The 23,611-nt window shown below is 61.7% G+C and carries 13 protein-coding genes and 1 pseudogene; 9 read left to right on the forward strand and 5 right to left on the reverse strand.

Annotated features, from left to right (window positions below):
- The 3 genes from JQC81_RS23655 (at position 1) to JQC81_RS23665 (ending at position 3,493) form a co-directional block, all read left to right on the forward strand.
- Positions 1 to 2,004 carry an alpha-glucosidase gene (locus tag JQC81_RS23655; RefSeq protein WP_203274262.1) on the forward strand — a complete coding sequence of 668 codons (2,004 nt, stop codon included), beginning with the start codon at positions 1 to 3 and terminating at the stop codon, positions 2,002 to 2,004.
- A 3-nt stretch (positions 2,005 to 2,007) separates the two neighbouring features.
- Positions 2,008 to 2,778 (forward strand): sulfite exporter TauE/SafE family protein, encoded by a 771-nt coding sequence (locus tag JQC81_RS23660; RefSeq protein WP_203274263.1) that lies wholly within the window; start codon positions 2,008 to 2,010, stop codon positions 2,776 to 2,778.
- Positions 2,779 to 2,881: 103 nt separating this feature from the next.
- Entirely contained in the window at positions 2,882 to 3,493 is a 612-nt protein-coding gene (locus JQC81_RS23665; RefSeq protein ID WP_203274264.1) for a hypothetical protein, read from the forward strand.
- A 433-nt stretch (positions 3,494 to 3,926) separates the two neighbouring features.
- On the opposite strand, the gene JQC81_RS23670 is transcribed toward JQC81_RS23665, so the two are convergent.
- Entirely contained in the window at positions 3,927 to 6,368 is a 2,442-nt protein-coding gene (locus JQC81_RS23670; RefSeq protein ID WP_376772444.1) for a glycogen/starch/alpha-glucan phosphorylase, read from the reverse strand.
- A 343-nt stretch (positions 6,369 to 6,711) separates the two neighbouring features.
- Here JQC81_RS23670 and otsA point away from each other — a divergent pair, with 343 nt between their 5' ends.
- From otsA to glgB, 4 genes are all read left to right on the forward strand, one after another.
- Complete coding sequence (gene otsA / locus JQC81_RS23675) at positions 6,712 to 8,307, forward strand: alpha,alpha-trehalose-phosphate synthase (UDP-forming) (protein ID WP_203274265.1); 1,596 nt, start codon at positions 6,712 to 6,714, stop codon at positions 8,305 to 8,307.
- Positions 8,308 to 8,595: 288 nt separating this feature from the next.
- Complete coding sequence (locus JQC81_RS23680) at positions 8,596 to 11,835, forward strand: maltotransferase domain-containing protein (RefSeq protein ID WP_417557844.1); 3,240 nt, start codon at positions 8,596 to 8,598, stop codon at positions 11,833 to 11,835.
- Positions 11,832 to 15,152 (forward strand): maltose alpha-D-glucosyltransferase, encoded by a 3,321-nt coding sequence (gene treS / locus JQC81_RS23685; RefSeq protein WP_203274267.1) that lies wholly within the window; start codon positions 11,832 to 11,834, stop codon positions 15,150 to 15,152. The genes JQC81_RS23680 and treS overlap by 4 nt, the downstream gene beginning before the upstream one ends.
- The gene (gene glgB / locus JQC81_RS23690; protein ID WP_203274268.1) at positions 15,149 to 17,356 is read left to right on the forward strand and encodes a 1,4-alpha-glucan branching protein GlgB; all 2,208 of its coding nucleotides are present in this window, start codon (positions 15,149 to 15,151) and stop codon (positions 17,354 to 17,356) included. The genes treS and glgB overlap by 4 nt, the downstream gene beginning before the upstream one ends.
- Positions 17,357 to 17,379: 23 nt before the next feature.
- Here glgB and JQC81_RS23695 read toward each other — a convergent pair whose 3' ends face one another.
- A complete protein-coding gene (locus JQC81_RS23695; protein WP_203274269.1) occupies positions 17,380 to 17,607 on the reverse strand; it encodes a hypothetical protein in 228 nt (75 codons plus the stop codon).
- 167 nt (positions 17,608 to 17,774) lie between these two features.
- Between JQC81_RS23695 and JQC81_RS23700 the strand changes: the two genes are divergently transcribed.
- Positions 17,775 to 18,131 (forward strand): DUF2934 domain-containing protein, encoded by a 357-nt coding sequence (locus JQC81_RS23700; protein ID WP_203274270.1) that lies wholly within the window; start codon positions 17,775 to 17,777, stop codon positions 18,129 to 18,131.
- Positions 18,132 to 18,204: 73 nt separating this feature from the next.
- On the opposite strand, the gene JQC81_RS23705 is transcribed toward JQC81_RS23700, so the two are convergent.
- From JQC81_RS23705 to JQC81_RS23715, 3 genes are read right to left on the reverse strand one after another with little or no spacing between them, the layout of a single operon-like run.
- Complete coding sequence (locus tag JQC81_RS23705) at positions 18,205 to 20,262, reverse strand: S8/S53 family peptidase (protein WP_203274271.1); 2,058 nt, start codon at positions 20,260 to 20,262, stop codon at positions 18,205 to 18,207.
- Between the two features lie 38 nt (positions 20,263 to 20,300).
- Entirely contained in the window at positions 20,301 to 21,506 is a 1,206-nt protein-coding gene (locus JQC81_RS34165; RefSeq protein WP_203274272.1) for a phosphatase PAP2 family protein, read from the reverse strand.
- Between the two features lie 32 nt (positions 21,507 to 21,538).
- Positions 21,539 to 23,326 carry an adenylate/guanylate cyclase domain-containing protein gene (locus JQC81_RS23715; RefSeq protein WP_203274273.1) on the reverse strand — a complete coding sequence of 596 codons (1,788 nt, stop codon included), beginning with the start codon at positions 23,324 to 23,326 and terminating at the stop codon, positions 21,539 to 21,541.
- Between the two features lie 146 nt (positions 23,327 to 23,472).
- On the opposite strand from JQC81_RS23715, the pseudogene JQC81_RS34655 reads away from it, so the two are divergent.
- Positions 23,473 to 23,611 (forward strand): annotated as a pseudogene (locus tag JQC81_RS34655) (IS110 family transposase); the annotation flags it as partial.

Below are 23,611 nucleotides of genomic sequence, written 5' to 3' on the forward strand. Positions count from 1 at the left end.
ATGAAGATCCAGACGACATCCAACGGCTTCGACCTCGTTCTCGACGGCAGGCTGATCCTGCGTCACCGCATCGATTCCCCGTGCCTGTATGTGGGCCAGGGCGATGCCCGCATGGACATGTATCGCGGCAACTTCGACATCGAGGATTATGTCATCGAGCGCACCCCGCTCGCGCATGCCGTCGTGTCAGGCGCCGAGATCGCCTTCTCGGTGGCACCGGGCCAGCCGGCTCGCCTGACCCTCCAGGTGTCGGGCGACGAGCACAACGGCACCATCGCGTTCCGGACCGACGATGCCGCCATCAACCGGCTCTGGATCCGTGTCGCGGCGGAGGAGGGCGAGCATGTCTGGGGTGGCGGCGAGCAGATGTCGTATTTCGACATGCGCGGCCGTCGCTTTCCCCTCTGGACGTCCGAGCCTGGCGTTGGACGGGACAAGACGACCGAGATCACCCTCAAGGCCGATGTTACGGGTAAGTCGGGCGGCGATTACTGGAACACCAATTATCCGCAACCGACCTATCTCTCGTCGCGGCGCTACGCGCTGCACGTGGAGACGACCGCTTACTCCGCCTTCGATTTCCGCCGCGACGACTTTCATGAGATCGAGGTTTGGGCCGTTCCGGAACGAATCGAACTGACTGCCCGCCCCACCTTCATCACCCTCGTCGAAGCCATGGCCGAGCGCTTCGGCCGCCAGCCGCCGCTGCCGGAATGGGTCTATGGCGGCGCAATTATCGGGCTCAAGGACGGGGCCAATTCCTTTGAGCGGCTCGAGCGCATCATCGCGGCTGGCACGAAGGTCTCCGGCCTCTGGTGCGAGGACTGGGTGGGGCTGCGCCACACCTCCTTCGGCGCGCGTCTCTTCTGGGACTGGAAGGCGAACGAGGATCGGTACCCGGCGCTGCGCCAGCGCATCGCGGAGTTGGAAGATCGCGGCATCCGCTTCCTCGGCTATGTAAATCCGTACCTCGCTGTCGACGGCTCACTGTTTCCGGAGGCTGAGGCCGCAGGCTATTTCGCCACGGATGAGAGCGGCAACACGGCTCTCGTCGATTTCGGCGAATTCGATTGCGGCGTCGTCGACTTCACTAACCCGGAGGCCGCCGCCTGGTTCGCCGAGCGCGTCATCGGCCAGAACATGGTCGATTTCGGGCTCTCCGGCTGGATGGCCGATTTCGGTGAGTATCTCCCCATCGACGTGAAGCTCGCCAACGGCATCAATGCCAAGGTTATGCACAATGCGTGGCCGACGCTCTGGGCCGAGGTGAATGCGCGGGCTGTCGAAAGCAGGGGAAAGACCGGCGAAATCCTGTTCTTCATGCGCGCCGGATACACGGGGGTTCAGCGGCATTGTCCGCTCCTTTGGGCGGGCGACCAGTCGGTCGATTTCACCCGCCACGATGGCCTTGTGACGGTCATCTCCGGGGCGCTCTCGTCGGGGCTCCTCGGCAATGCCTATCATCACTCCGACATCGGCGGTTATACCAGCCTCTTCGGCAATGTGCGCACAGCGGAGCTCATCATGCGCTGGGCCGAGATGGGAGCCTTCACGCCCGTGATGCGCACCCATGAGGGCAACCGCCCGCGCGACAACCTGCAGATCGACCAGGACCCGCAGGTGCTGGCCCATTTCGCCCGGATGACGAGAGTTTATGTGCATCTCGTGCCCTACCTGGAATCCCTTGTGGATGAGGCCTCCACGCGAGGCCTGCCGGTGCAGCGGCCGCTCTTCCTCCATTTCGAGGATGACTTCCGCACCTATGCCATACAGGACGCATACCTCTACGGCGCCGAACTGCTCGTGGCTCCTGTCTCGCAGGCCGGAAAGACCGAGTGGAGCACCTATCTGCCGGCAGGAGCGGAGTGGGTCCATGCCTGGACGGCCGAGACTTTCTCGGGCGGAGGAGAAGTGACCGTATCGGCTCCCTTCGGCCAGCCGCCGGTGTTCTACCGTGCCGGCTCACGTTTCACGGATCTGTTCGCGGGCCTCAGGACACTTTGAGCGATGTCGGTCGTAGAGCTCATCGGTTTTCTCCTTCTGGCGAGTGCCGCGGCCTATGCGCAGACTCTCACCGGCTTCGCCTTCGGCCTCATCACCATGGGTGGCGTGGGCCTGACAGGCCTACTGTCGCTGCCCGATGCCGCCATGATCGTGAGCGCGCTCACACTGGTGAATGCCACGCAGATGCTGCTGAAGGGCTGGCGTGATGTGGCATGGCGGGAGTTCGGCTTCGTCATGGCTGCCAGCATCCCGATGCTCTTCGTCGGCTATTGGCTGTTGGAATGGCTTGCCGGAACCCGGGCTGATCTCCTGCGCCTGATCCTCGGATTCGTGATCATCGTCTCGAGCCTGCAATTGGCACGAAAGCCTGAGCCTTTGGCGAAGCAATCTAAGGACGGATCGTTTCTCTTCTTCGGCTCCATTGCCGGTCTCATGGGCGGGATGTTCTCAACCGCGGGACCGCCGCTCGTCTATCACTTCTATCGCCAGCCCATGTCCCTGGTGAAGATCCGGGAAACCCTCGTCACCGTCTTCGCACTCAATGCTGTCTTCCGCATTGGTCTCGTCGTGGCCTCCGGCGATCTGCCAGCCGCTTCCAACCTCACAGGGCTTCTTGCCATTCCGGCCGTCATAGGAGCGACCTATGCGGCGCGGCGCTGGCCGCCTCCGGTTCCGGCGACCACGATGCGGCGCATTGTGTTCATCCTTCTGTTCCTTTCAGGCGTGTCGCTTGGAGCGCCTGCAATCTTTCACCTCCTGGGGGCTCCGCCATAACCTCGCGGCTGTGGATGTTGACCCGCCGTTGGTGAACGGAAAGGGCGCATCGGAACCATTCACCGGAAGCTCCATTGCTCTGTAAAGCTTGATGGAGGCTCCGATGCCCGATGAGAAGATCGATCAGAGACGCCCTTTGGATGCGCAGAATGAGCCGAAGCCGATCCAGCAGAGGCATGTGGATGATGCGGTCGACGACAGCTTTCCTGCGAGTGACCCGCCGGCCTGGACCACATCAGCCTCAAAGAGCGTTGCGGCGGAATGCGAGCCCGACGCCCTGAACGAGGTTCCTGTGCCACCAGGCGAGGGGATTGAGGAGCCGTCTTCGAACATTCTTCATTCAGCAGCCGGGCAGGCTGCCGACACTGCCCGTGATCTCTATCACCGAAGCCGAACCTATCTCGAGCAGGGCAGGCGTTACATGCCCGAGGCCGAGCGCTACTACCGGCAAGGGGCTGAAACCATCAGCCGTCCCGTGCAGGAGCACCCAGTTGCCGCTCTGCTTGCCATAGGAGCGCTTGGATGTGCCTTGGGATGGATGCTGGGCAGGCGCACGTCCAACGGTTCTCCCGCACGGCTTTGGCATGCGGGATCCAACCGGCGCCCCGGTAAAACGCAAACCTGGCGACCGGCACCACGGGCAGCCTATGGGGAAGGCCGCTTCCCGGGACGGGATAACGTCGAGGCAGCAAGCCACACGAACAACAGCTTTTGAGACGGTCTACGTCGGACGGGCCAGTCTATTCGAGGATCTCGGCCCGTCCGGAAAGTGCCTTTGCGCTACGATGGCTGTTACGCAGACCCGCGAGGCTGAGCTCCCGGCTTCGACGCTCCCAAAGCCGCGAGCCATAGGCTTGGCTGGTGATCGTCAGCGGCTTCGATCTGGGATTCGCACACGATGCAATCCACTCCACTTTTCATCCCCTGGATCCAATATTGCGGTTCATAGGAGGTGAGAGGGAGCTGCTTCACGACCACATAGGTGTTCCGGCTTGGCCGCAAAGGGCTTGCCGGAACGACTGATTGGCCGACTTCGTACTTATGGATCATGGCAGGCTCCGTGAGGCCACCAATCAACCCTCGTCTCCTGACGAGGGTTTGACTCCATAAGGTGATATCAGGATCAAAGTTCCATGCTTGGCCGTGGCTCAGACAGGAACCTTCCAGATGTCCTCGGCGTATTCGCGGATGGTGCGATCGGACGAGAACCAGCCGACTCTGGCTGTGTTCAGCACGCTGGCACGGGCCCATGTGGAAGGCTCCTGCCACATCTGATCGACCCGCCGCTGGGTTGCCCAGTAGGAATCGAAGTCCGCAGCCACCATGAACGCATCGTCGGACGACAGGGCATGCACCAGGGAGTCGAACCGGTGAGGGTCATCCGGTGAGAAGGTGCCTGCCGAGATCAGGCTGATGGCCCTCTCAAATCGAGGCGACCATCCTCCCCGGTCGCGGTGCAGCCCGGCCCTGCGGTACGTCTCGACCTCCTCAGCCGTCATTCCGAAGATGAAGATGTTGTCAGCCCCAACGCATTCGCGGATCTCGATGTTTGCTCCGTCGAGGGTGCCGATCGTGAGGGCGCCGTTCAGGGCAAGCTTCATGTTGCCGGTGCCGGAAGCCTCCATGCCGGCGGTCGAGATCTGCTCGGACAGGTCTGCGGCTGGGATGATCGCCTCTGCCAGGCTGACATTGTAGTTGGGAAGAAAAGCAACCTTCAGTCGATCCCCTACGACAGGGTCGGAATTGACGATCTTTGCAACATCGTTGGCGAGCTTGATGATCAGCTTTGCCCGGTGGTAGCTGGCCGCTGCCTTGCCGGCAAAGATCTTGACCCGAGGCACCCAGTTCCGCTCGGGCTCCGACCGGATGGCATCGTAGAGGGCGATGACTTCCAAGATGTTGAGAAGCTGCCGCTTATACTCGTGAATGCGCTTGATATGGATGTCGAACAGGGCGTTCGGGTGGATCTGCACGCCTGTCCGCTCGGCCACGAGCTTGGCCAGATTGGCCTTCGATGCGTTGCGTTGGTTCCTGAAGCGAGCCTGGAAGGCGCTGTCGTCCGCCAGCCTCTCCAGCTTGATCAAGGCTCCCGGATCATCGAGAACCGCCTCGCCCAGCTCCTGCACCAGGAGATGCGCCAGTTGCGGGTTCGCCTGATGAAGCCAACGACGGAAGGTGATGCCATTCGTCTTGTTGACGATGCGGCCTGGATAGAGAGCGTTCAGATCGCGGAAGACCGTCTGGCGCATCAGGTCGGTATGGAGGGCCGACACGCCATTGACCTTGTGGGCGCCGATGAACGCCAGATGGCCCATCCGCACATACCGGCCCTGGCTCTCGTCGATCACCGAGACGGCTTTGATGAGCTCGACGTCGGCCGACCGGCGGATCAGAGGTTCCAGGTGCAGCCAATTGATATGGTAGATGATCTGGAGATGCCGCGGGAGAAGCCGTTCCATCAGCGACACGGGCCAGCGCTCGAGGGCCTCGGGCATGAGGGTGTGGTTGGTGTAGTTCAACGTCCTGGTCGTGATGGACCAGGCCTCGTCCCAAGCCAGTTGGCGCTCATCGACCAGAAGGCGCATCAGCTCCGCCACGGCAAGAGCGGGGTGCGTATCGTTGAGCTGGATCGCCGCATGATCCGGCAGGGTGTTGAGATCCCCATGCAGCCGCGTGTGCCGCGCCAGCAGGTCCTGCAGGGAGGCCGAGGTGAAGAAGAATTCCTGGCGCAGGCGCAGCTCCCGGCCCGCCTCCGTCTCGTCGCCGGGATAGAGCACGCGGGAGATCGCCTCGGCCCGAGCCCGGTCGGCGAGGGCGCCGACATGGTCGCCTGAATTGAAGGCGTCGAGCCGCAGCGGCTCGGCAGCCCGCGCCGACCACAGCCTCAGGGTGTTGACGTGGTGTCCGCGCCAGCCGACGACGGGAGTATCGAAGGCAACGGCCTGAACGGTTTCGGCGGGCCTCCAGGCAAAGCCTGCTGGCCCGTCAAGCGCGGGCAACTCCTCGACGACGCCGCCGAACGGCACCCGGTAGACCAGATCCGACCGTTCGAACTCCCACGGATTGGCTCGGATGAGCCAGTCCTCGGGGAGCTCCTGCTGCCATCCATCCCGAAGGCTCTGGCGGAACAGGCCGTGTTCGTAGCGGATCCCATAGCCGTAGGCCGGGAGCTCGAGGCTGGCCATGCTCTCCATGAAGCAGGCGGCGAGCCGACCGAGGCCACCATTTCCAAGGGCAGCATCCGGCTCAATCGTCCGGATACGATCGAGATCGACCCCGAGGCTGGCGAGGGCATCGCTCGCGCAATCGGTCAGGCGGAGGTTGTTCAGGGTGTCGGACAGGAGCCGACCGATCAGGAACTCGAGAGAAAAATAGCAGACGTGCTTGTGACCTGCCTGGTTCTGTCCTTTGGACGCCATCCAGCGGTCCATGGCGCGGTCGCGCACGGCCAGGGCCGTTGCGGTGAACCAGTCATGCTCGGTCGCATGAGCCGGGTTCGTGCCGACGTCATAGGTCAGCTTTGCCAAGATTGCCTGTTGAAACGCCTCCGTTTCAGTGTTTGCTTCCGGCCCTACCGGCTCGCTCGCCACATAGGTGGCCTCAGCCTCGTCACGATGAGCGGAGGAGGGCAATAAGCTTTGGTCGAAACTCTCCACAGGCAACCCCTAGTCTTCAATTATCAAGCAAGAAACGCTCCCGCTTGTATTTTGTTGGCATTCTCTTACGGGACCGATAGCAACTTCAGAATGATACTCAACAATAGTTATCAAATTACCCAAAGAGCGTGACGCCTCGCCGCAGTTCAGAGCGGGTTTTTCCTGAAGCCAAGCTTCCATTGGGGAAGATGTGTCTGCCCAACAGCTTATTTCTCGGCAGCGGGAACTGCCCTTCGGCCGGATGGTTTAACCTTCACCATTTGCTCAAGGTCAGGTCATGGCCGACATTCCAGACATTGCTCAAGACGTAAAAGCGCAGCCGGCTTTGTTGGAAGTCGGGCTTGAGGCGCCGGATCCTTCTCCGGACAATGCCAAGAGACGGTCTCGGGCGGGTCGAAGCAAGGCACAAACCCCCGCATCGTCCCAACAGCGACTGGTTGTGGTCTCGAACCGGGTTCCTGTGCCCAAGGATGGCACAAGCAAGGCTGGCGGCCTGACTGTCGCGCTTGAGGGAGCTCTGAAGCGGAGCGGCGGACTCTGGTTCGGCTGGTCGGGCGAGACGGTCGAGAATCCGTCCGACCAAGCGAAGGTTGTGCAGGCCGGCAAGATTACCTTCGCGGTTTTGGATCTCTCCCAGAAGGATTACGACGAATATTACGCGGGCTTCGCCAACCGTGCCCTATGGCCGGTTTGTCACTACAGGCTCGACCTTGTGCAGATCGAGCGCCAAGAACTCGACGGGTATTTTAGGGTGAACCGGGCTTTTGCCGCCTCTCTCGCCCCGCTGCTGCGGCCCGACGACGTTATCTGGGTTCATGATTACCATTTCATCCCCTTGGCTGCGGAACTCCGGCGGCTGGGTTTCAAGAACCGGATCGGCTTTTTCCTGCATATTCCATGGCCGCCATCCGATGTGGCCAGCGCCCTGCCGGCCTATCAGCAGCTTCTCCAAGGCTTCGGCGCCTATGATCTGATCGGTTTTCACACGCCACAGGATGCGGAGAACTTTCAGCGCTGCCTTGTGCGCGAGAACATCGGATCCCCGACTGGAACTGGGGAGCATCAGATCGATGGCCATACGGTCCGGATCGGCGCCTTCCCGGTAGGGATCGATACCGAAGGCTTCGTCCGTGCAGCCGCCAGTGCCGAGCGGAATGCTCTCGTGCGCCGAACAAAGGCGAGCCTGGGAGACCGCGACCTAATCATCGGGGTGGACCGGCTGGACTACTCGAAGGGATTGAAGCAACGGATCGAGGCGTTCTCATGCTTCATCCGTTCCAATCCGGACTTCCGCAACCGGGTTACCTATATCCAGATCACGCCTAAGTCGCGCTCGGATGTTCCCGAGTATCAGCGGATGCAGCGGGAGATCGCGGAGCAGGCCGGGTGGACCAATGGAAGCCTCGGCGAGGTGGACTGGACTCCCGTCCGATATGTCAACGGAACGGTCGGACATGCAGCCCTTGCGGGATTGTACCGCATGTCGCGGATCGGTCTGGTGACACCGTTGCGGGATGGCATGAACCTCGTTGCGAAGGAGTTCGTCGCGGCCCAGCAACCGGACGATCCCGGCGTCCTGATCCTGTCGCGCTTTGCAGGCGCGGCACACGAACTCGACGGCGCTATTCTGGTCAATCCCTACGACACGGAAGCCTGCGCTGCATCCATCGCACGGGCCCTCCGGATGCCGCTTGAGGAAAGGCGGGAGCGGTGGGATTCGATGATGGGACGGTTGCGGACCAACACCGTAGAGGCGTGGTGTCAGCGCTTCCTCTCCGGCCTGAGCGACCTTTCGAATGAGAGCCTAGAGCCGCATGAATCAATCAACGCGGACAATGGACGATATCCCTTCTCCGAAGCTGCGCCGGCTTAAGGTCGCCCTCGTCCGTCCCGCCGCAGGGTTTTGGGCCGGCAGGTCCCGGTGAGCGAGCTACAGGTGATCTGGTCTCCGGCAGGAACCAAAGGCAAGGGGGGCTGTTTTTGACAGGGAGACTCTGCCGGTCAAGCCTCGGTTTTTCCATTGTCCGTCATGAGCTCGCCCCAGGTTGATCCGATAGAACAGCGACAGGGCCGAACCGTGTCACCAGCAGACAATCTCCTTGCAAGCTCCCCAACGGTGCGGACAAAGAGCGTGAGCCGGAAGGCTCCGCGGATCTACTACGTGCACCCGCTGCTGGCCGGGTCCCTGGATGACTGGGATGCTGTCCTCGATCACGCAGCCGCCCTGGGCTTCGACACCATCCTGATGGCTCCGCCCTTCGAGCCGGGACATGGCGGCAGCATCTTCCTGCCGCGTGACATGACCCGGCTTCATCCGAACCTCGGTCATGGTGATGCAGTCGAGGGTGTTGCGCGGCTTGCCGAGAAGGCCAATGCACGTAAGCTCGCTCTGATGCTCGATCTGGTTGTCGACCGTGTGGCCGCTGACAGCATCTTCGCCCGCGAACTCGGCCTCGCCGCCTCAAACCCGGACGTTCTCGATCCGCGACAGGACCCTTCCGAGAGGGAGGCGGTCCTCGTTCCATTCGCGGGTGACGATGCGGACGATCACCCCTATCTCAGGATGCTGACTGAGCGCCTGCAAGCACTCGCCGCCGCAGGAATAGCCGGCTTCCGTTGCCTGCACTGGGACAGGGTTCCCGCATCCGCTTTGAAGCGCTTCATCGCTGAAGTCAGAGGAGACGCACCTGAACTGCGTTTCATTGCCTGGACACCCGGCACGAATTTTCAGGCAAGGCTGGCGCTTGATGGTGCAGGCTTTGACGGGACGTTCTCCTCCCTGTGCTGGTGGGACCTGAAAGACAGCTGGATTGCCGACGAGCACGAACAGCTGAGACGTCTTGGATACGAGATCGCTTTTCCGGAGGTTCCCTTCGACAAGCGCATCACCCATGAGGTGGAACCTCTCGATGTGCTCGAGCGGCGCGCAACCCGCGCCCTGCGGCTTGCAGCGTCCCTCGGTGACGGCCTCCTCATTCCTATGGGGTTCGAATTCGGCTGCCGGGACAGGCTCGATCCGACCCGTGGCGATGGAAGGGGGCTGATTGGATTGCAAGAGCGGGGGAGCTTCGATCTCACCAGAGAAATTCGTGAAGCCAATCAGTCTCTCACCCGCAGCAATGAGCCCTTCGCCCGAAAGCCCCTGCATCTCGTGGTGGGGCATGCATCCCCCGTGACTGCTTTGCTGAGGACTGATGCGGAGGATGCACGGCAGAGCAAGGTGGCCCGCCTGATCATCGCAAATGCCGATCTCCGGCGAACCGCACAGGCCACAGGTGCGTTCCTGGTGTCCGAGAACGGCGCCCAGTTCATGCCATTTCGCGAAGTGAGCGAGGGCGGTCTCGAACTCACTCCTACGACCGTGGTTAGACTTCAGCCAGGCGAGGTCCGGATCTTGGAAGGACGCCCCCTAAGGCCGGTGCTGGGTGCAGTGTCCGTGCCGGCCGTCGAACAAGCCGTTGCGGCACCGCGGCTCGTCATCGAGAACGTCACGCCGGCGGTCGATGGCGGCGAGTTCCCGGTCAAGCGGATCGTCGGCGAAGTTGTCCGGGTCGAGGCCGACATCTTTGGCGACGGTCACGATCCCCTGGCGGCGGCGTTGGCTTGGAGGGCGGTCGACGAGGAGCAATGGCGCGAAACCCGCATGACCCTCCTGGTCAACGATCGCTGGAGCGCGGAATTCCCCCTGGAGCGGCTTGGGCGCTATGAATTCGCGGTTCTGGCTTGGCGTGATCCCTTTGCGATCTTCCGGTCGGAGCTGGAGAAGAAATACGCAGCCGGCTTGAACGTGACCCTGGAGCTGGAGGAGGGGCGTCTCCTCGTGGAACAGGCGAGGGTCGAGGCTGGGGGAGACATTGCCGATCGCGTCCACGCGCTGGCCAGCAGACTCGCGGAAGCGGACTATGACACGCGGCTTGAGATCCTCCTGGCGCCTGAGACGTCGGAGATCATGACGGCAGCGGACCGGCGGCCATTCATGGTGCGCTCCCAGGCAATCCCCGTCGATGCCGAACGGACGGCGGCTGGATTCGCGAGCTGGTACGAGCTCTTCCCGCGTTCCATGAGCGATGATCCCAATCGCCACGGCACGTTCGACGATGTGGTCCGCAAGCTTCCTTATATCCGCGACATGGGATTCGACGTTCTCTACATGACGCCGATCCACCCTATCGGCCGAACGCATCGGAAGGGACGCAATAACAGCCTTAACGCTGGCCCGGACGACCCAGGAAGTCCCTATGCCATCGGCTCAGAGGCAGGCGGTCATGACGCCATTCATCCCGAGCTTGGTACCTTCGATGATTTCCGTCGTCTCGTGGCGGCTGCTGCCGATCATGGGCTGGAGCTGGCGCTCGATATCGCGGTCCAGGCCTCGCCGGACCACCCCTGGCTGAAGGAGCATCCGGACTGGTTTGACTGGCGCCCGGACGGAACCATCAAGTACGCCGAAAATCCGCCGAAGAAGTACGAGGACATCGTCAACGTGGATTTCTATGCCAAGGGTGCGATCCCGTCCCTGTGGCTCGAACTCCGTGACACTATCCTGCTCTGGGTCGAGCAGGGCGTAAAACTCTTCCGCATCGACAACCCCCATACGAAGCCATTTCCATTCTGGGAATGGCTGATCGGGGAAGTGCGCCGCGATCACCCGGACGTCGCCTTCCTGTCGGAAGCCTTCACACGGCCGAAGATCATGTACAGGCTCGCCAAGATCGGGTTCTCGCAATCCTACACCTACTTCACATGGCGCAACGAGAAGGGCGAGATGGCGGAGTACCTGACCGAACTCTCGCAAACGGCGCCGAAGGATTTCTTCCGGCCGCATTTCTTCGTGAACACGCCTGACATCAACCCTGATTTCCTGCAGAATGCGCCTCGCTCCGCCTACCTGATCCGCGCGGCGCTCGCCACGACGCTCTCCGGACTCTGGGGAATGTACAGCGGCTTCGAGCTCTGCGAAGGTCGGCCCGACGTCAAGAAAAAAGAATACGCCGACAGCGAGAAGTACGAGATCCGCGCATGGGATTGGGACCGACCGGGTAACATCATCCGGGAGATCTCGATCCTGAATCGGATCCGGCACGACAATCCGGCCCTGCACTCCCATTTGAACGTGTCATTCCTCAATGCTTGGAACGACAACATCCTCTTCTTTGAGAAGGCGACTCCCGGGCGTGAGAATGTTCTGCTCATGGCGGTGAGCTTCGATCCCCACAATGTGCAGGAGGCCGACGTGGAGTTGCCTCTCTGGAAGTTCGGCCTGCCGGATCACGGTTCCTTGGCTGTCGAGGACCTCGTCCGTCACCACCGCTTCACCTGGTCCGGCAAGTATCAGCGCATCCGCTGCGATCCGGGCGAACTACCTTTCTCGATCTGGCGTATTGCCCCTAAGGACCAATGAGAATGCTCAAGAAGAACGACACGTCCCTCAAGAGCGAAACCTCCCTCGGAACCGATCCGCTCTGGTACAAGGATGCGATCATTTACCAGCTGCACGTGAAGTCGTTCTTCGATGCCAACAACGACGGCATCGGCGATTTCGCTGGTCTCCTCGCCAAGCTGGATTACATCGCCTCCCTCGGGGTGAATACGATCTGGCTGCTGCCCTTCTACCCGTCGCCGCGGCTCGATGACGGCTATGACATCGCCGAGTACCGCGATGTCAGCCCCGACTACGGAACTCTGAAGGAGTTTAAGACCTTCGTGCGTGAGGCTCACGCCAGAGGTCTGCGAGTCATTACGGAGCTGGTGATCAACCACACCTCGGATCAGCATCCCTGGTTCCAACGCGCCCGGCACGCAAAGCCAGGATCGCGCGACCGCGACTTCTATGTCTGGTCCGACACGGACCAGAAGTACCCGGAGACCCGGATCATCTTCCTCGACACCGAGAAGTCGAACTGGACCTGGGATCCGGCGGCGGGTGCCTATTTCTGGCATCGCTTCTATTCGCATCAGCCCGATTTGAACTTCGACAATCCGCGTGTTCTCAAGGAGGTCTTGAGCGTCATGCGGTTTTGGCTCGACATGGGCATCGACGGGCTGCGCCTCGATGCCATTCCCTACCTTGTGGAGCGGGAAGGCACCAACAACGAGAATCTTCCGGAGACCCACGTGGTTCTCAAGAAGATCCGCGCGGCGCTCGATGACACCTATCCGGACCGGATGCTGCTGGCGGAGGCCAATCAATGGCCGGAGGATACGCAGGAATATTTTGGCGACGGCGACGAATGCCATATGGCGTTCCACTTCCCGCTGATGCCGCGCATGTACATGGCCATCGCCAAGGAAGACCGTTTCCCCATCACGGATATCCTGCGTCAGACGCCCGAAATTCCTGAGAACTGCCAGTGGGCGATTTTCCTTCGCAACCATGACGAGCTGACGCTCGAGATGGTGACCGACGAGGAGCGCGATTACCTCTGGAACACCTATGCGGCCGACAGGCGCGCCCGCATCAATCTTGGCATCCGTCGCCGGCTCGCGCCCCTCATGCAGCGGGACCGCCGGCGCATCGAGCTGATGAATGCGCTCCTTCTGTCCATGCCCGGAACGCCTGTCGTCTATTATGGCGACGAGATCGGGATGGGCGACAATATCTATCTTGGCGACCGGGATGGCGTCCGCACGCCCATGCAATGGTCGCCGGACCGCAACGGGGGCTTCTCCAGGGCCGACCCTGCAAGTCTCGTGCTGCCGGCAATCATGGACCCGATCTATGGCTTCGAATCTGTCAATGTGGAGGCGCAGAGCCGCGACCAGCATTCGCTCCTGAACTGGATGCGCCGCATGCTGATGCTCCGCCGCAACCATCATGCCTTCGGCCGCGGCACCTTCCGGCTCCTCTATCCGGCCAACCGTAAGGTCCTGGCCTATCTGCGGGAGCATGAGGGTGAGACGATCCTGTGTGTTGCGAACCTGTCGCGGACGCCGCAGGCGGTCGAACTCGATCTGTCGGCATTTGCCGGCCGGGTTCCGGTCGAGATGACCGGCCCGTCACCGTTCCCGCCCATTGGTCAGCTGACTTACCTGCTGACCCTTCCACCCTATGGTTTCTACTGGTTCCAGCTCACGACGGAAACCGAAAGCCCGCAATGGAGAACGGCACCTCCTGAGCAGTTGACCGAGTTCGAAACCCTGGTTCTGCGAAGCGGCCTGCAGGGAGGCTTGGAAGAACGGCATCTGCAGACGGTCACCCGGGACATCCTGCCGACCTATCTGCCGATCCGGCGCTGGTTTGCCTCTAAGAACGAGACGCTGCACGAGGTGCGCATCCCCTGGACGGTGCCGATGCCGTTCGCCGACGATGTCCTGGTGGCGGAAGTCGAGGCGAGCGTCGGCAAGCGCACCGAGCGTTACTTCCTGCCATTGGGTATTGCATGGGAGAGCGCCGGTGGACTTCCCCTGCCGCAGCAGCTCGCCTTGGCCCGGGTCCGCAGGGGACCCCGTGTGGGCTTCCTGACGGATGGCTTCGCCATCGACCGGTGGGCGCATGCGGTCCTGCAGGCCCTGTGCGAGAGATCCACGGTGCGCACCCCGGATGGAGACATCCGGTTCGAGGGCACTTCCGAACTTGATTGCATGGAGGTCACATCGGATGCTTCGGTCCACTGGCTCTCGGCCGAGCAGTCAAACAGTTCGTTGATCATCGGCGATCTCGCGATGATCAAGCTCGTACGCCGGGTGTTTGCTGGTACCCATCCGGAGGCGGAAATGACCCAGTACCTGACGAAGGTCGGGTACCAGAACTCCGCTCCGCTCCTCGGGCAGGTGCTGCGGGTCTCCGAGGATGGGACGCCCCACACGCTCGCGATCGTTCAGGGCGCCATACGCAACCAGGGCGACGCCTGGAACTGGATGCTCGAGAACCTGAAGCGCACCCTCGACGAATATGAGCTGATCGAGACCGAAGCGGTCCCGGAGGAGGGGATCTTCACCACTTTGGAGAACTTTGCCGAAGTCGTGGGGCAGCGCCTCGGTGAGTTGCACGTGGCTCTGGCCGCATCGACGGACGATCAGGCTTTCGCGCCAATCGAGGCCGGCGCTGAAGAAATCGAAGGCTGGAAGACGAGGGCCAAGGAGCAACTCGTGTCCGCTCTCGATATCCTGAACGGAGTCCGGGAAGATCTTGATTCCGAGACCGGTGCTCTCGCCGACAGCATTCTGGAGCGTCGTGACGAGTTGACCGCGGCGGTAGATACGCTCGCGGAGGCCGGCCGTGGGACGCTGCTGACGCGGATCCATGGCGACTTCCACTTCGGCCAGGTCCTTGTCGCGCAGGGCGATGCCTACATCATCGACTTCGAAGGCGAGCCGGTGCGCGAGCTGGAAGAAAGGCGCGCGAAGACAAGCCCGCTCCGGGACGTGGCCGGATTGCTGCGCTCTCTCGACTACGTGGCCGTGACCGCATCGATGCCCGAGGAGGATATCTCGTCTCCACAGTTCCGCGACATCCGAGGCTCGCTGCTCAGGAACTTCTATGCAGGAGCTCAAAGGGCTTTCCTGGATGCCTACTGGGATGCTACTGCTCAGGCTCCACAGCTCGGGCTCTCGCCTGACAGGCACCGTTCGCTCCTTGATCTGTTCCTGCTGGAGAAGGCCGCCTACGAGGTCCAGTATGAGGCCTCCAATCGCCCGAAATGGCTGGCGATCCCTCTCCAGGGTTTGTCCGACATTGTGCATCGCCTCGCAGAAGCGGGCCGCGGAGGACAGGAATGACGCCCGGACGTGACGATCTCCTTGCCGGCATCGAGTCAGGCAGTGTTCAGGCTTTGATCGAGGGGCGGCATGGGGATCCGTTCTCCATCCTCGGTCCGCATCCTGCGGGCGGTGGAAGCATTGTCCGCGTCTTCATGCCGGGTGCCAAGTCCGTCGAGGTTCTGCGCCGGCATACAGATGGAGAGCCTGAGCGGCTCCATCTCGTGCATGCGGATGGGCTGTTTGCCGGAAGGCTCGACTATCGGGACGCCTATCGACTGCGCGTTCACTGGCCCGACGCCGTGCAGGAGCTGGAAGATCCCTACAGCTTCGGTCTTCTCCTTGGAGATCTCGATCTGCATCTGATCGGGCAGGGCACTCACTACGAACTCGGCTCCGTGCTTGGCGCGCAGCCCATGACAGTTGACGGTGTAGCCGGCGTGCGATTTGCCGTCTGGGCTCCCAATGCCCGTCGTGTTTCGGTGGTGGGAGACTTCAACGGCTGGGATGGACGGCGCAATCCCATGCGCCTGCGCCGGGAGGCGGGGATCTGGGAACTCTTCGTTCCTCGCCTCGGCCCCGGCGAACGCTACAAATACGAGATCGTCGGGCCGCACGGACAATTGTTGCCGCAGAAGGCCGATCCCATTGCGCGTGCGGCCGAGGCCGCTCCCGGTTCCGCATCTGTTGTCGCTCGGTCCGAGCCTTTCCGTTGGACGGACTCCGATTGGATGGCGTCAAGAGCCGCGCGCCAGACAGAGGCCTCGCCCATCTCAGTCTACGAAGTCCATGCAGGCTCGTGGATGCGGTTGGAGCAGGAAGGCGACCGTAGTCTCGATTGGACTGAACTGGCTGATCGCCTGATCCCCTATGTTTCGGGGCTGGGCTTCACCCATATCGAGCTCCTGCCTATCACCGAACATCCGTTCGGAGGCTCCTGGGGTTATCAGCCGCTCGGCCTCTTCGCCCCCACCGGGCGGTACGGGACACCGGAAGACTTCGCGGAATTCGTGAACCGCTGCCATGAGGCCGGACTGGGCGTGATTCTCGACTGGGTTCCGGCTCATTTCCCGACCGACGTGTGGGGTCTGGCTCAATTCGACGGAACGGCGCTCTACGAGCATCAGGATCCCAGGGAAGGGTTCCACCAGGATTGGAACACCCTGATCTACAATCTCGGCCGCAACGAGGTGAAGGGCTTCCTGATCGCCAGCGCATTGTTCTGGCTGGAGCGCTTTCACATCGATGCGCTTCGGGTCGATGCCGTGGCATCGATGCTCTACCGCGACTACAGCCGGAAAGCGGATGAGTGGATCCCGAACAAGTACGGCGGCAGAGAAAACCTCGAGGCCATCGAGTTCTTCAAGCATCTGAACAGCATCGTTGCCCAAAGATGCCATGGGGCGATCACGATCGCAGAGGAATCCACCGCCTGGCCTGGCGTCACACGGCCGCCCGAAGAAGGTGGGCTCGGCTTTACGTTCAAGTGGAACATGGGCTGGATGCATGACACGCTCCACTACGTGGAGCAGGATCCGATCTACCGGAGCTACAATCACGGTGCCTTTACGTTCGGCATGGTCTATGCCTTTACCGAGCGCTTCATCCTTCCCCTGTCGCATGATGAAGTCGTGCACGGGAAAGGTTCGCTGATCCGGAAGATGCCGGGCGATGAATGGCAGCGGTTTGCCAATCTCAGAGCCTATTTCGGATATATGTGGGCTCACCCGGGCAAAAAACTTCTCTTCATGGGAGGCGAGATCGCGCAGGAGCGGGAGTGGAACCACGATGCGTCGATCTCCTGGGAACTGCTGGACTATCTGCGGCACTCCGGAGTCCAAAGGCTCGTCCGAGACCTCAACCGCATCTATGCGGCCGAGCCGGCGCTCCACGGCACCGACAGCGATCCTGGCGGCTTCGAATGGGCGGTGGTGGATGATTCCGCGAACTCGGTTTTCGCCATGCTGCGGCTGGCAAAAGACGGCAGCTCGATCATCCTTGCTGTCAGCAACATGACCCCCGTTCCGAGAATAGCCTATCGGATTGGAGTGCCCAGGGCGGGTCTCTGGAATGAAATTCTCAATACGGATGCCGAGATCTATGGCGGCAGCAACTTCGGCAATGGCGGCGCTCTTCAGGCCGAGGAGGTTCCATCTCACGGACGCCCCTTCTCCTTGAGTCTCGCGCTCCCGCCATTGAGCACGATTCTGCTTCGGTGGGGTTAGCCGAGCCTCTGGCTCCAAACGCCTTAGAAAACGTCGTCCTTCTGGAAGCAGGGAACGGCTCCTTCGCGTTCATGGAATGCGAAGGTGCAGCGGTGCTCGAGTGCAAAATCGGCAATGCGTTTGAGCGCTTCCTGAGACTCGTATGAGATCGTGACCTCACCGAACATGCCTGCCAGGACGTTCTCCGGGACCGTGAGAGTCGCTCCAGGGTCCATCTGGTCAAGCTTCTGAGCCAAATCCTCTTTGGTCATTCCGGCCTCCGTCTCTGCTCTCCATCGTACCAAAACTCTCGGCGGCGGAAGCAAGATCCCACTTCGTGCTGAGTGTTTGTTTGGAGCGGGAGGCCGGCTTCCGCGCCCATGAGGAAACATGTTCCCGCACTCGGCATTGACCCGACGTCTGAAGGAGAGGAACCATCATGACCCAGGACAAGACCGGACCAGATGCGACGCCTCGCATCGGACTCGATCTCGGCCGCCAGATTTTCGATGACTCGAACGGCGACCACCAGAAGGATCAGCAATCGGGCGCCAGCGAGGAGGCCGTCCGCCAGAGGGCTTACGAGATATGGGAGAATGAGGGGCGCGCAGGCGATCCGCACGATCACTGGTACAGGGCTGAGCGTGAACTGAACCAAGGGCAGTCGGAACAATCCGTCGCAACCGTCGAAGATGCATCCCCTGCCGCGGCCATCGGCGCGGTCGAGGCCGTGACGGAACAACCTGCTGGAGAAGGCATTGCCCAGAAGAAAACCCGGCGCAAGCGCACTTCCTGAAGGTTGAGGCTCAAGCTCCTGCCGGCTCATGCTCATCGGACATTCTGGTGCTAAGACTAGAGCGATGAGGCCGCTATCGCTCAATCTTGCCCGGGCGGACAGGCGGCAGGGGAGCTCGTCCGGCTCCGCCTCTCTCAGGAGAAGGCTTGGAAGGTGGAAGGTTCAGTTCTTTGCCACCGGCCAGCTTCCAGACAGCTTCCCTGTTCCCAGGGCGCCCATCTGCGAGTTCACGGGCGATCCATCGGGTGATCAGCGGCGCGGCGACGCTTGTTCCGTTCATGGCAATGACGGAGCCGCTGCGCGTTCCGGCCGCGAGAACGCCGGATTGAACGAGGGAGTCGTCGCTCACCGTCAGGGCGTCCGGACCGGAGCGGTGAGGCGATGTGGCTCCAGCTGGTGCCGTGACAGGCCCGCCTGCAGAATAGGCGGGCGGGCGCAACTCCTTGCGCATCAAGCCGCCGATCACGATGGTGTCCCTGCCTGTCGCAATCGCGTTGATCGAGCCCGCGCGTTTCACGGGACATCCCGGGTCGTCCTCTTCGAGGGGTCTGCCGTCATGGCCGTAGACCTCGTAGCTGGGGACATCGAAATAGGCTTGGCGCCCTCGGCGTGGGTAGCCGACAGGCGCATCGTCCCGCTGAACCCAGGCTTCAATGGGTTCGTGTGACGACAGTCCGAGGTTTTTCAGAGTGAGATTCCACAAACCCGCCGGAGCAACCGGATCGTTGGGGACGGGAGATTTTTCTGACTCGAGCCGCATGGTTGGTTGCAGAGAGATCAGGAACATGCCGCGCCCTGTGGGCGCAGGGAAGAAGTGGTATCGTGCCTCGCAAAGAGCCTTTCCCCCAACCTCATACCGAAGAAAATGGCTGTCGTTCTCCTCAAGCGGAGGACTGACATCGCCCTGCGGAGTCGCGATGGTCAGTTCCACCCGGTTTCCTGCAACTGCGGCAGGCGGAAGCCAGATCTCGACAAAGCTCGGCGTGAGATCGTCAGGCAACATGCGCAGTGGCAGGGTCGCATGGCTGCCCGCGGCTTGGAACTGGACCGTTGCGTGGGCACGCGCCAGATGGCTGTTGCCGGACGGAATGACGACACGCATCGGCTTGTTGCCGGGGATGGCGTTGTGCTCGCGGAGAATGTCGTCGAAGTCCAGCTCGATCGCGTGGGTGCCATCATGGGGACCGGCGAGCAGCCCATAGCTGAAGTTGACCACGACCGGCAGGCTCTGACCCGGTCCCGCGATGGCCCGGGCTCTGTCGCGGATGTACTCCAGGGCTTTGACAGCATAGGGCGCGAGGCTGGCGCCGGACGAGTCGGCTGTTATTGCGGTCGGCAGTTGAACGCAGATGATCCGCCAGTCCGGTGCCTTAGCCGGATCCCAGCCGCAGGCAAGATCCATCACGTGAGCGCCGTGGGAGGCGCGCCATGCCAGACTCCTGCGGCCATCGAGGGTGAAGTCGGCCACTCCGGCGCGACGATAGATCTCATCCTCGTCAATGAAATCACCCTGCCGGCACGTCGCGAGAAGGTTGTCGATATCCACCTTGGGAATCTCGAAGCCATTGTCGAAGTCGACCGGCACGTTGTCAGCGGTCCCGTGCTGCACCCACACATACTCGACCCGCGTCGTGCCGTCTGCCTTACGGAAGCGTTCGTGCGCGAAGGGAATGCCATCGTCGATGATGCCGATGATGACGGTGTCCTGCGTCACCCCTGGGGATGGGGATTGAAGCGGGCGAGCCGTCTTATAACCATGGGGGACCACGGACGAGGATGGCAGGGGCGGGCCGAGGGTGAAGCGCTCCAGAGTCTCAAAGAAGCGGTGAAATTTCCGATCTTCGATCAATCGGCGGGTCTTGGTAAGGGACAAGAACCGGACATCGAAGGGCTCCGCATCACGGGGCGGCCGCTCCGGCATATCGGGGTCTTCAGCGGCGTTTCGCCAGAGAGCCCAGGCTTTCTCATCCCAGGCTTCCGTCTTGCGGCGCAGGAGGACAGGAACGCTCTGTTCTTCCACCGACGGGAGCCGGAAGTCCTGCAGGCCCGGACCTAACGCCCAGTGTGAATAAGGGTCGATGACGGATTGGGAATTGGGGTCGATCTTCGGTTGAACACGCTTCCAGGCCATGGGGTGCTCCTGCTCTCAAGGAATAAGAGGGCGTGGGCTCAGGTCCATTCCGCCTTCGCCTTGTCCCAGAGCCAGGCGAGCACGTAGGATTTATGTTGCGGATCGATCACCTGATCGTTGGCTGCGTATTCCGAGGAATAGCCTGTGGTGCCTGACATCGATGTGAGTTTCTCTGTCGTCACGTCGTAAAGATGATGCCAGATGAAGTCGGTATCCTCGGGATATTTCGTGCCGTCGAAACGCCATGCCCTGTATCCGGCTGCGCCGGAGCAGCGCTTGACGAAGTATTGGCCGAGCGTCAGTCCGAGAACCGCACCGGCGGCACTGTCGACGGGGAAGTGCACGCCCGCGACGGTCCGGTTGATGGCTATTCTTGCCGCAAGACGAAGAAGCTGGGTGCGCCAATCTGCGCTGTCGTACCCCGGCCTTGTCTCGGCTCTCATCACGTTCCACAGCACCAGAGCCGCAGCGAACGCTTCGGTTGCATGCCCGCTGGGCAGAGCTCCATGGGCCGGCGTGACGATCATAGGTTGGATCTGCGAGGAGTATTCGACTGGTCGGCGGCATGCGAGACCCTGCTTCAGGCGCAGGTGCACGAAAAGCGCCAGCCGCAGGACGGCTGCCAGAAGTTCCAGCGTATGAGGCGTCCGATCTGGATGGAGTTGAGCGATAGAGCTCAAAAAAGCCATGCCGCCGCCGATCTGCGCCAGGATCTCGGTCTGCCGATCCGGGCGGAGCTCGGCATAGTTGTTCACGAGGGTGAGCTGTGCCTCGAAGATGTCCTCCGTCGGACGGGCCATGAGGATCAAGGGCTTGTAGGTCGGCTGCGGTGCATTGCCTCCGGCAGGCGCCGGAACCTCAAGGTGCCAGACCGCCATGTGGCGCGGATTCATGGTGGCATCTTCAAGCGTGAAACCAAGGCGCGAGACCATCTCGGCATCGATGATTGCCGCACGGACCCAGGGCGACCAGCGATCAAGATTGCTGCTTTTTTCCAGGTCGAGCTGATCGGGGATAGCCGCAGGCGCGCGCCATTGTCCGACGATCCCGTCACGGCTGCGGATCAGGGCATCGCTCATGAGGGGCGAGTCGTATCCGCCACCAACGCCGCCAACCCCCCCGACACCGCCTACGCCCCCGACGCCTCCGACCCCGCCCACACCTCCGACACCACCTACGCCGCCAACTCCACCAACCCCGCCGACGCCACCAAGGGGGCCGATCCCTGCCGATAAGTAGCTCACGTTGGTCCACTCCCTCTCGATCAAAAGTTGCCCTACTCCGGTACTCCTGCCTGCTGCAGCACGGACGCCCATTCTTCTCCGATCCTGTAGCCGGCACTGGGCGAGCGTTCCCGCCAGCTGCGGATTGTGAGATGAGGTTCGAGCTGCATCAGCCTTCCCACCGTATGGCGGGCATCGTCATGCATCCCGAGTTCCCACTGGGCGATTGCCATGGCGCGCAGGGTCGAGGTGTGGGTGCAGTTGGATCTGAGCGAACGCTGCGCGAGCTTCAGGGCGCGGTCGAACTGATGGGCCGCGAGGTGAGCGGTCGCGGCGAGTGAATCATAGAAGTAGCGGTGGGGGTCGAGCGGCGACAGCTTGCGCGCCCTCTGCGTGCAGCTCACCGCCCGCTGCCCCTCATCCTTGAACGCGTGAAGCGTGCCCTTGAGCAGCCAGGCCAGGGAGTCGTTCGGGTTGTTCAGGAGGGCAAGATCATAGCGCTCCATCGCAACATCAAGCTTCTTCAGAAGGTTCGTATGGACGAAGCCGTCGATGGCGAGCGCCAGCGAGCATTGAGGATCGGCATCCAAGGCCTGCTTCGTGCAGCGCAGGGCGAGTTGCGCATCCTGCCGGGGATCGTCCGACCAGCCTTGCTGAACCCGCAGGACATGCCACTTGGCGAGCCACGCGCTGGGAATGGCCTGTCGCGGGGCCCGCTCGATGAGGGCTTCGAGAAGCCTGCGCGCCTCGCTGAAATCGTAAGGCGAAAGGCGGTGCATCAGGGCTACAGAGGCGAGAAGCAACGTATAGCTTTTCAGGGTCGGAAGAGCCTGAGACTGAGCCCGCTGGAGCTCGCTCACCATGACCGCGGCGTTCACATTGGCAGCAATTTCATCGATCAAGTCCCGCTTGCCGGAGATGATGCCGCTCAGCTGGCCTTTGTAACGGGCCGCCCATGTGACCTGCCCCGATTTCGCTTCGGCAAGCTCGGCTTCCACGATGACCTGCCGGTTCCGGACTCGGTAGAAGCCGGAAAGCACATAATTGGCATTGAGGCTCGTGCTGACCTGGATCAGGGACGCTTCCCTGCCGCGAAACGCGGTTGTCGACAGGCGCGAGATGACATGCAACTCAGGAGAGCGCGAAAGATCCTGAATGAGCTCCTCGGCAAGAACCTCTCCTAAGACGTGATGCTCGTCTTCCGGGTCGCGTGTCGTGAAGGGCACGACGGCCAGCGTCGGGAGCAGATCTCCGAAGGAATACCCTGTTTCGATCACGGCCCGTGGTCCGGGTGGCCCCACACGGTAGGCCCGCACGGGTTGCGGCATGTGCTTGAGATAGCATTCGCCGAGATCCTCGAGATCGGCATCGAGATCGGCTGTGAGCTGGTCGCGCACATTGGCCGAGATGATGATTTCGCCAGGGCCTGCAAGGGTGAGGATCCGTGCCGCCCGGCTGACGCCACGCCCATAGAGATCGGCCTGATCGACGATCACGTCGCTGATTTCGATCCCCATCCTGAGCATGATCTGCTGGGCTGGGGGAAGTGTCTGGTTCTGTCGGTTGCGTTCCTGCTGGATTACGAATGCAGCCGATATGGCAGATCGGACGTCATCAAAGTCCAACAGCATTCCATCACCCAGCCCTTTCGTGAAATGGCCATTGTGATCAGGAAGGATGCGGCTCCGGACGTGCTCGACGAAAGCCAGCCAGCGGGAAATGAAGTCTGACTCGTCCTGCTCCACAAGACGAACCGACTCGACCACATCGAGGATCAGAACCGCTCGCTTCGCCCGTATGGCGGCAGGGAAGGGATCTTCGGATTGCTGGCCGATCTGCATTGAAAAAAGCTCGCAACATTGTACCTGCCCACGGAGTGGCTCAGCTGGGGTAACAGACGATGTTGGAAGTCTAATGGCATGGACCGGCCGTGCTCCCCGGTGGAGCATGGGAGGACGGGATTGTCCCGCAGCCACGGAGCCATGTCATGACCTACCAGAGCGCGACTGAGGCCATTGCCACCATCGGCATCGACTTGGGCAAGAACACCTTCCACCTCATCGGCATGGATGCCCGCGGTAGGATCCTATTGCGCCGGAAGGTTGCACGCGGGCAGTTGCCGTCCT

Origin of the sequence: Microvirga arabica, from assembly GCF_016811235.1 — a bacterium.
GTDB lineage: Bacteria > Pseudomonadota > Alphaproteobacteria > Rhizobiales > Beijerinckiaceae > Microvirga > Microvirga arabica.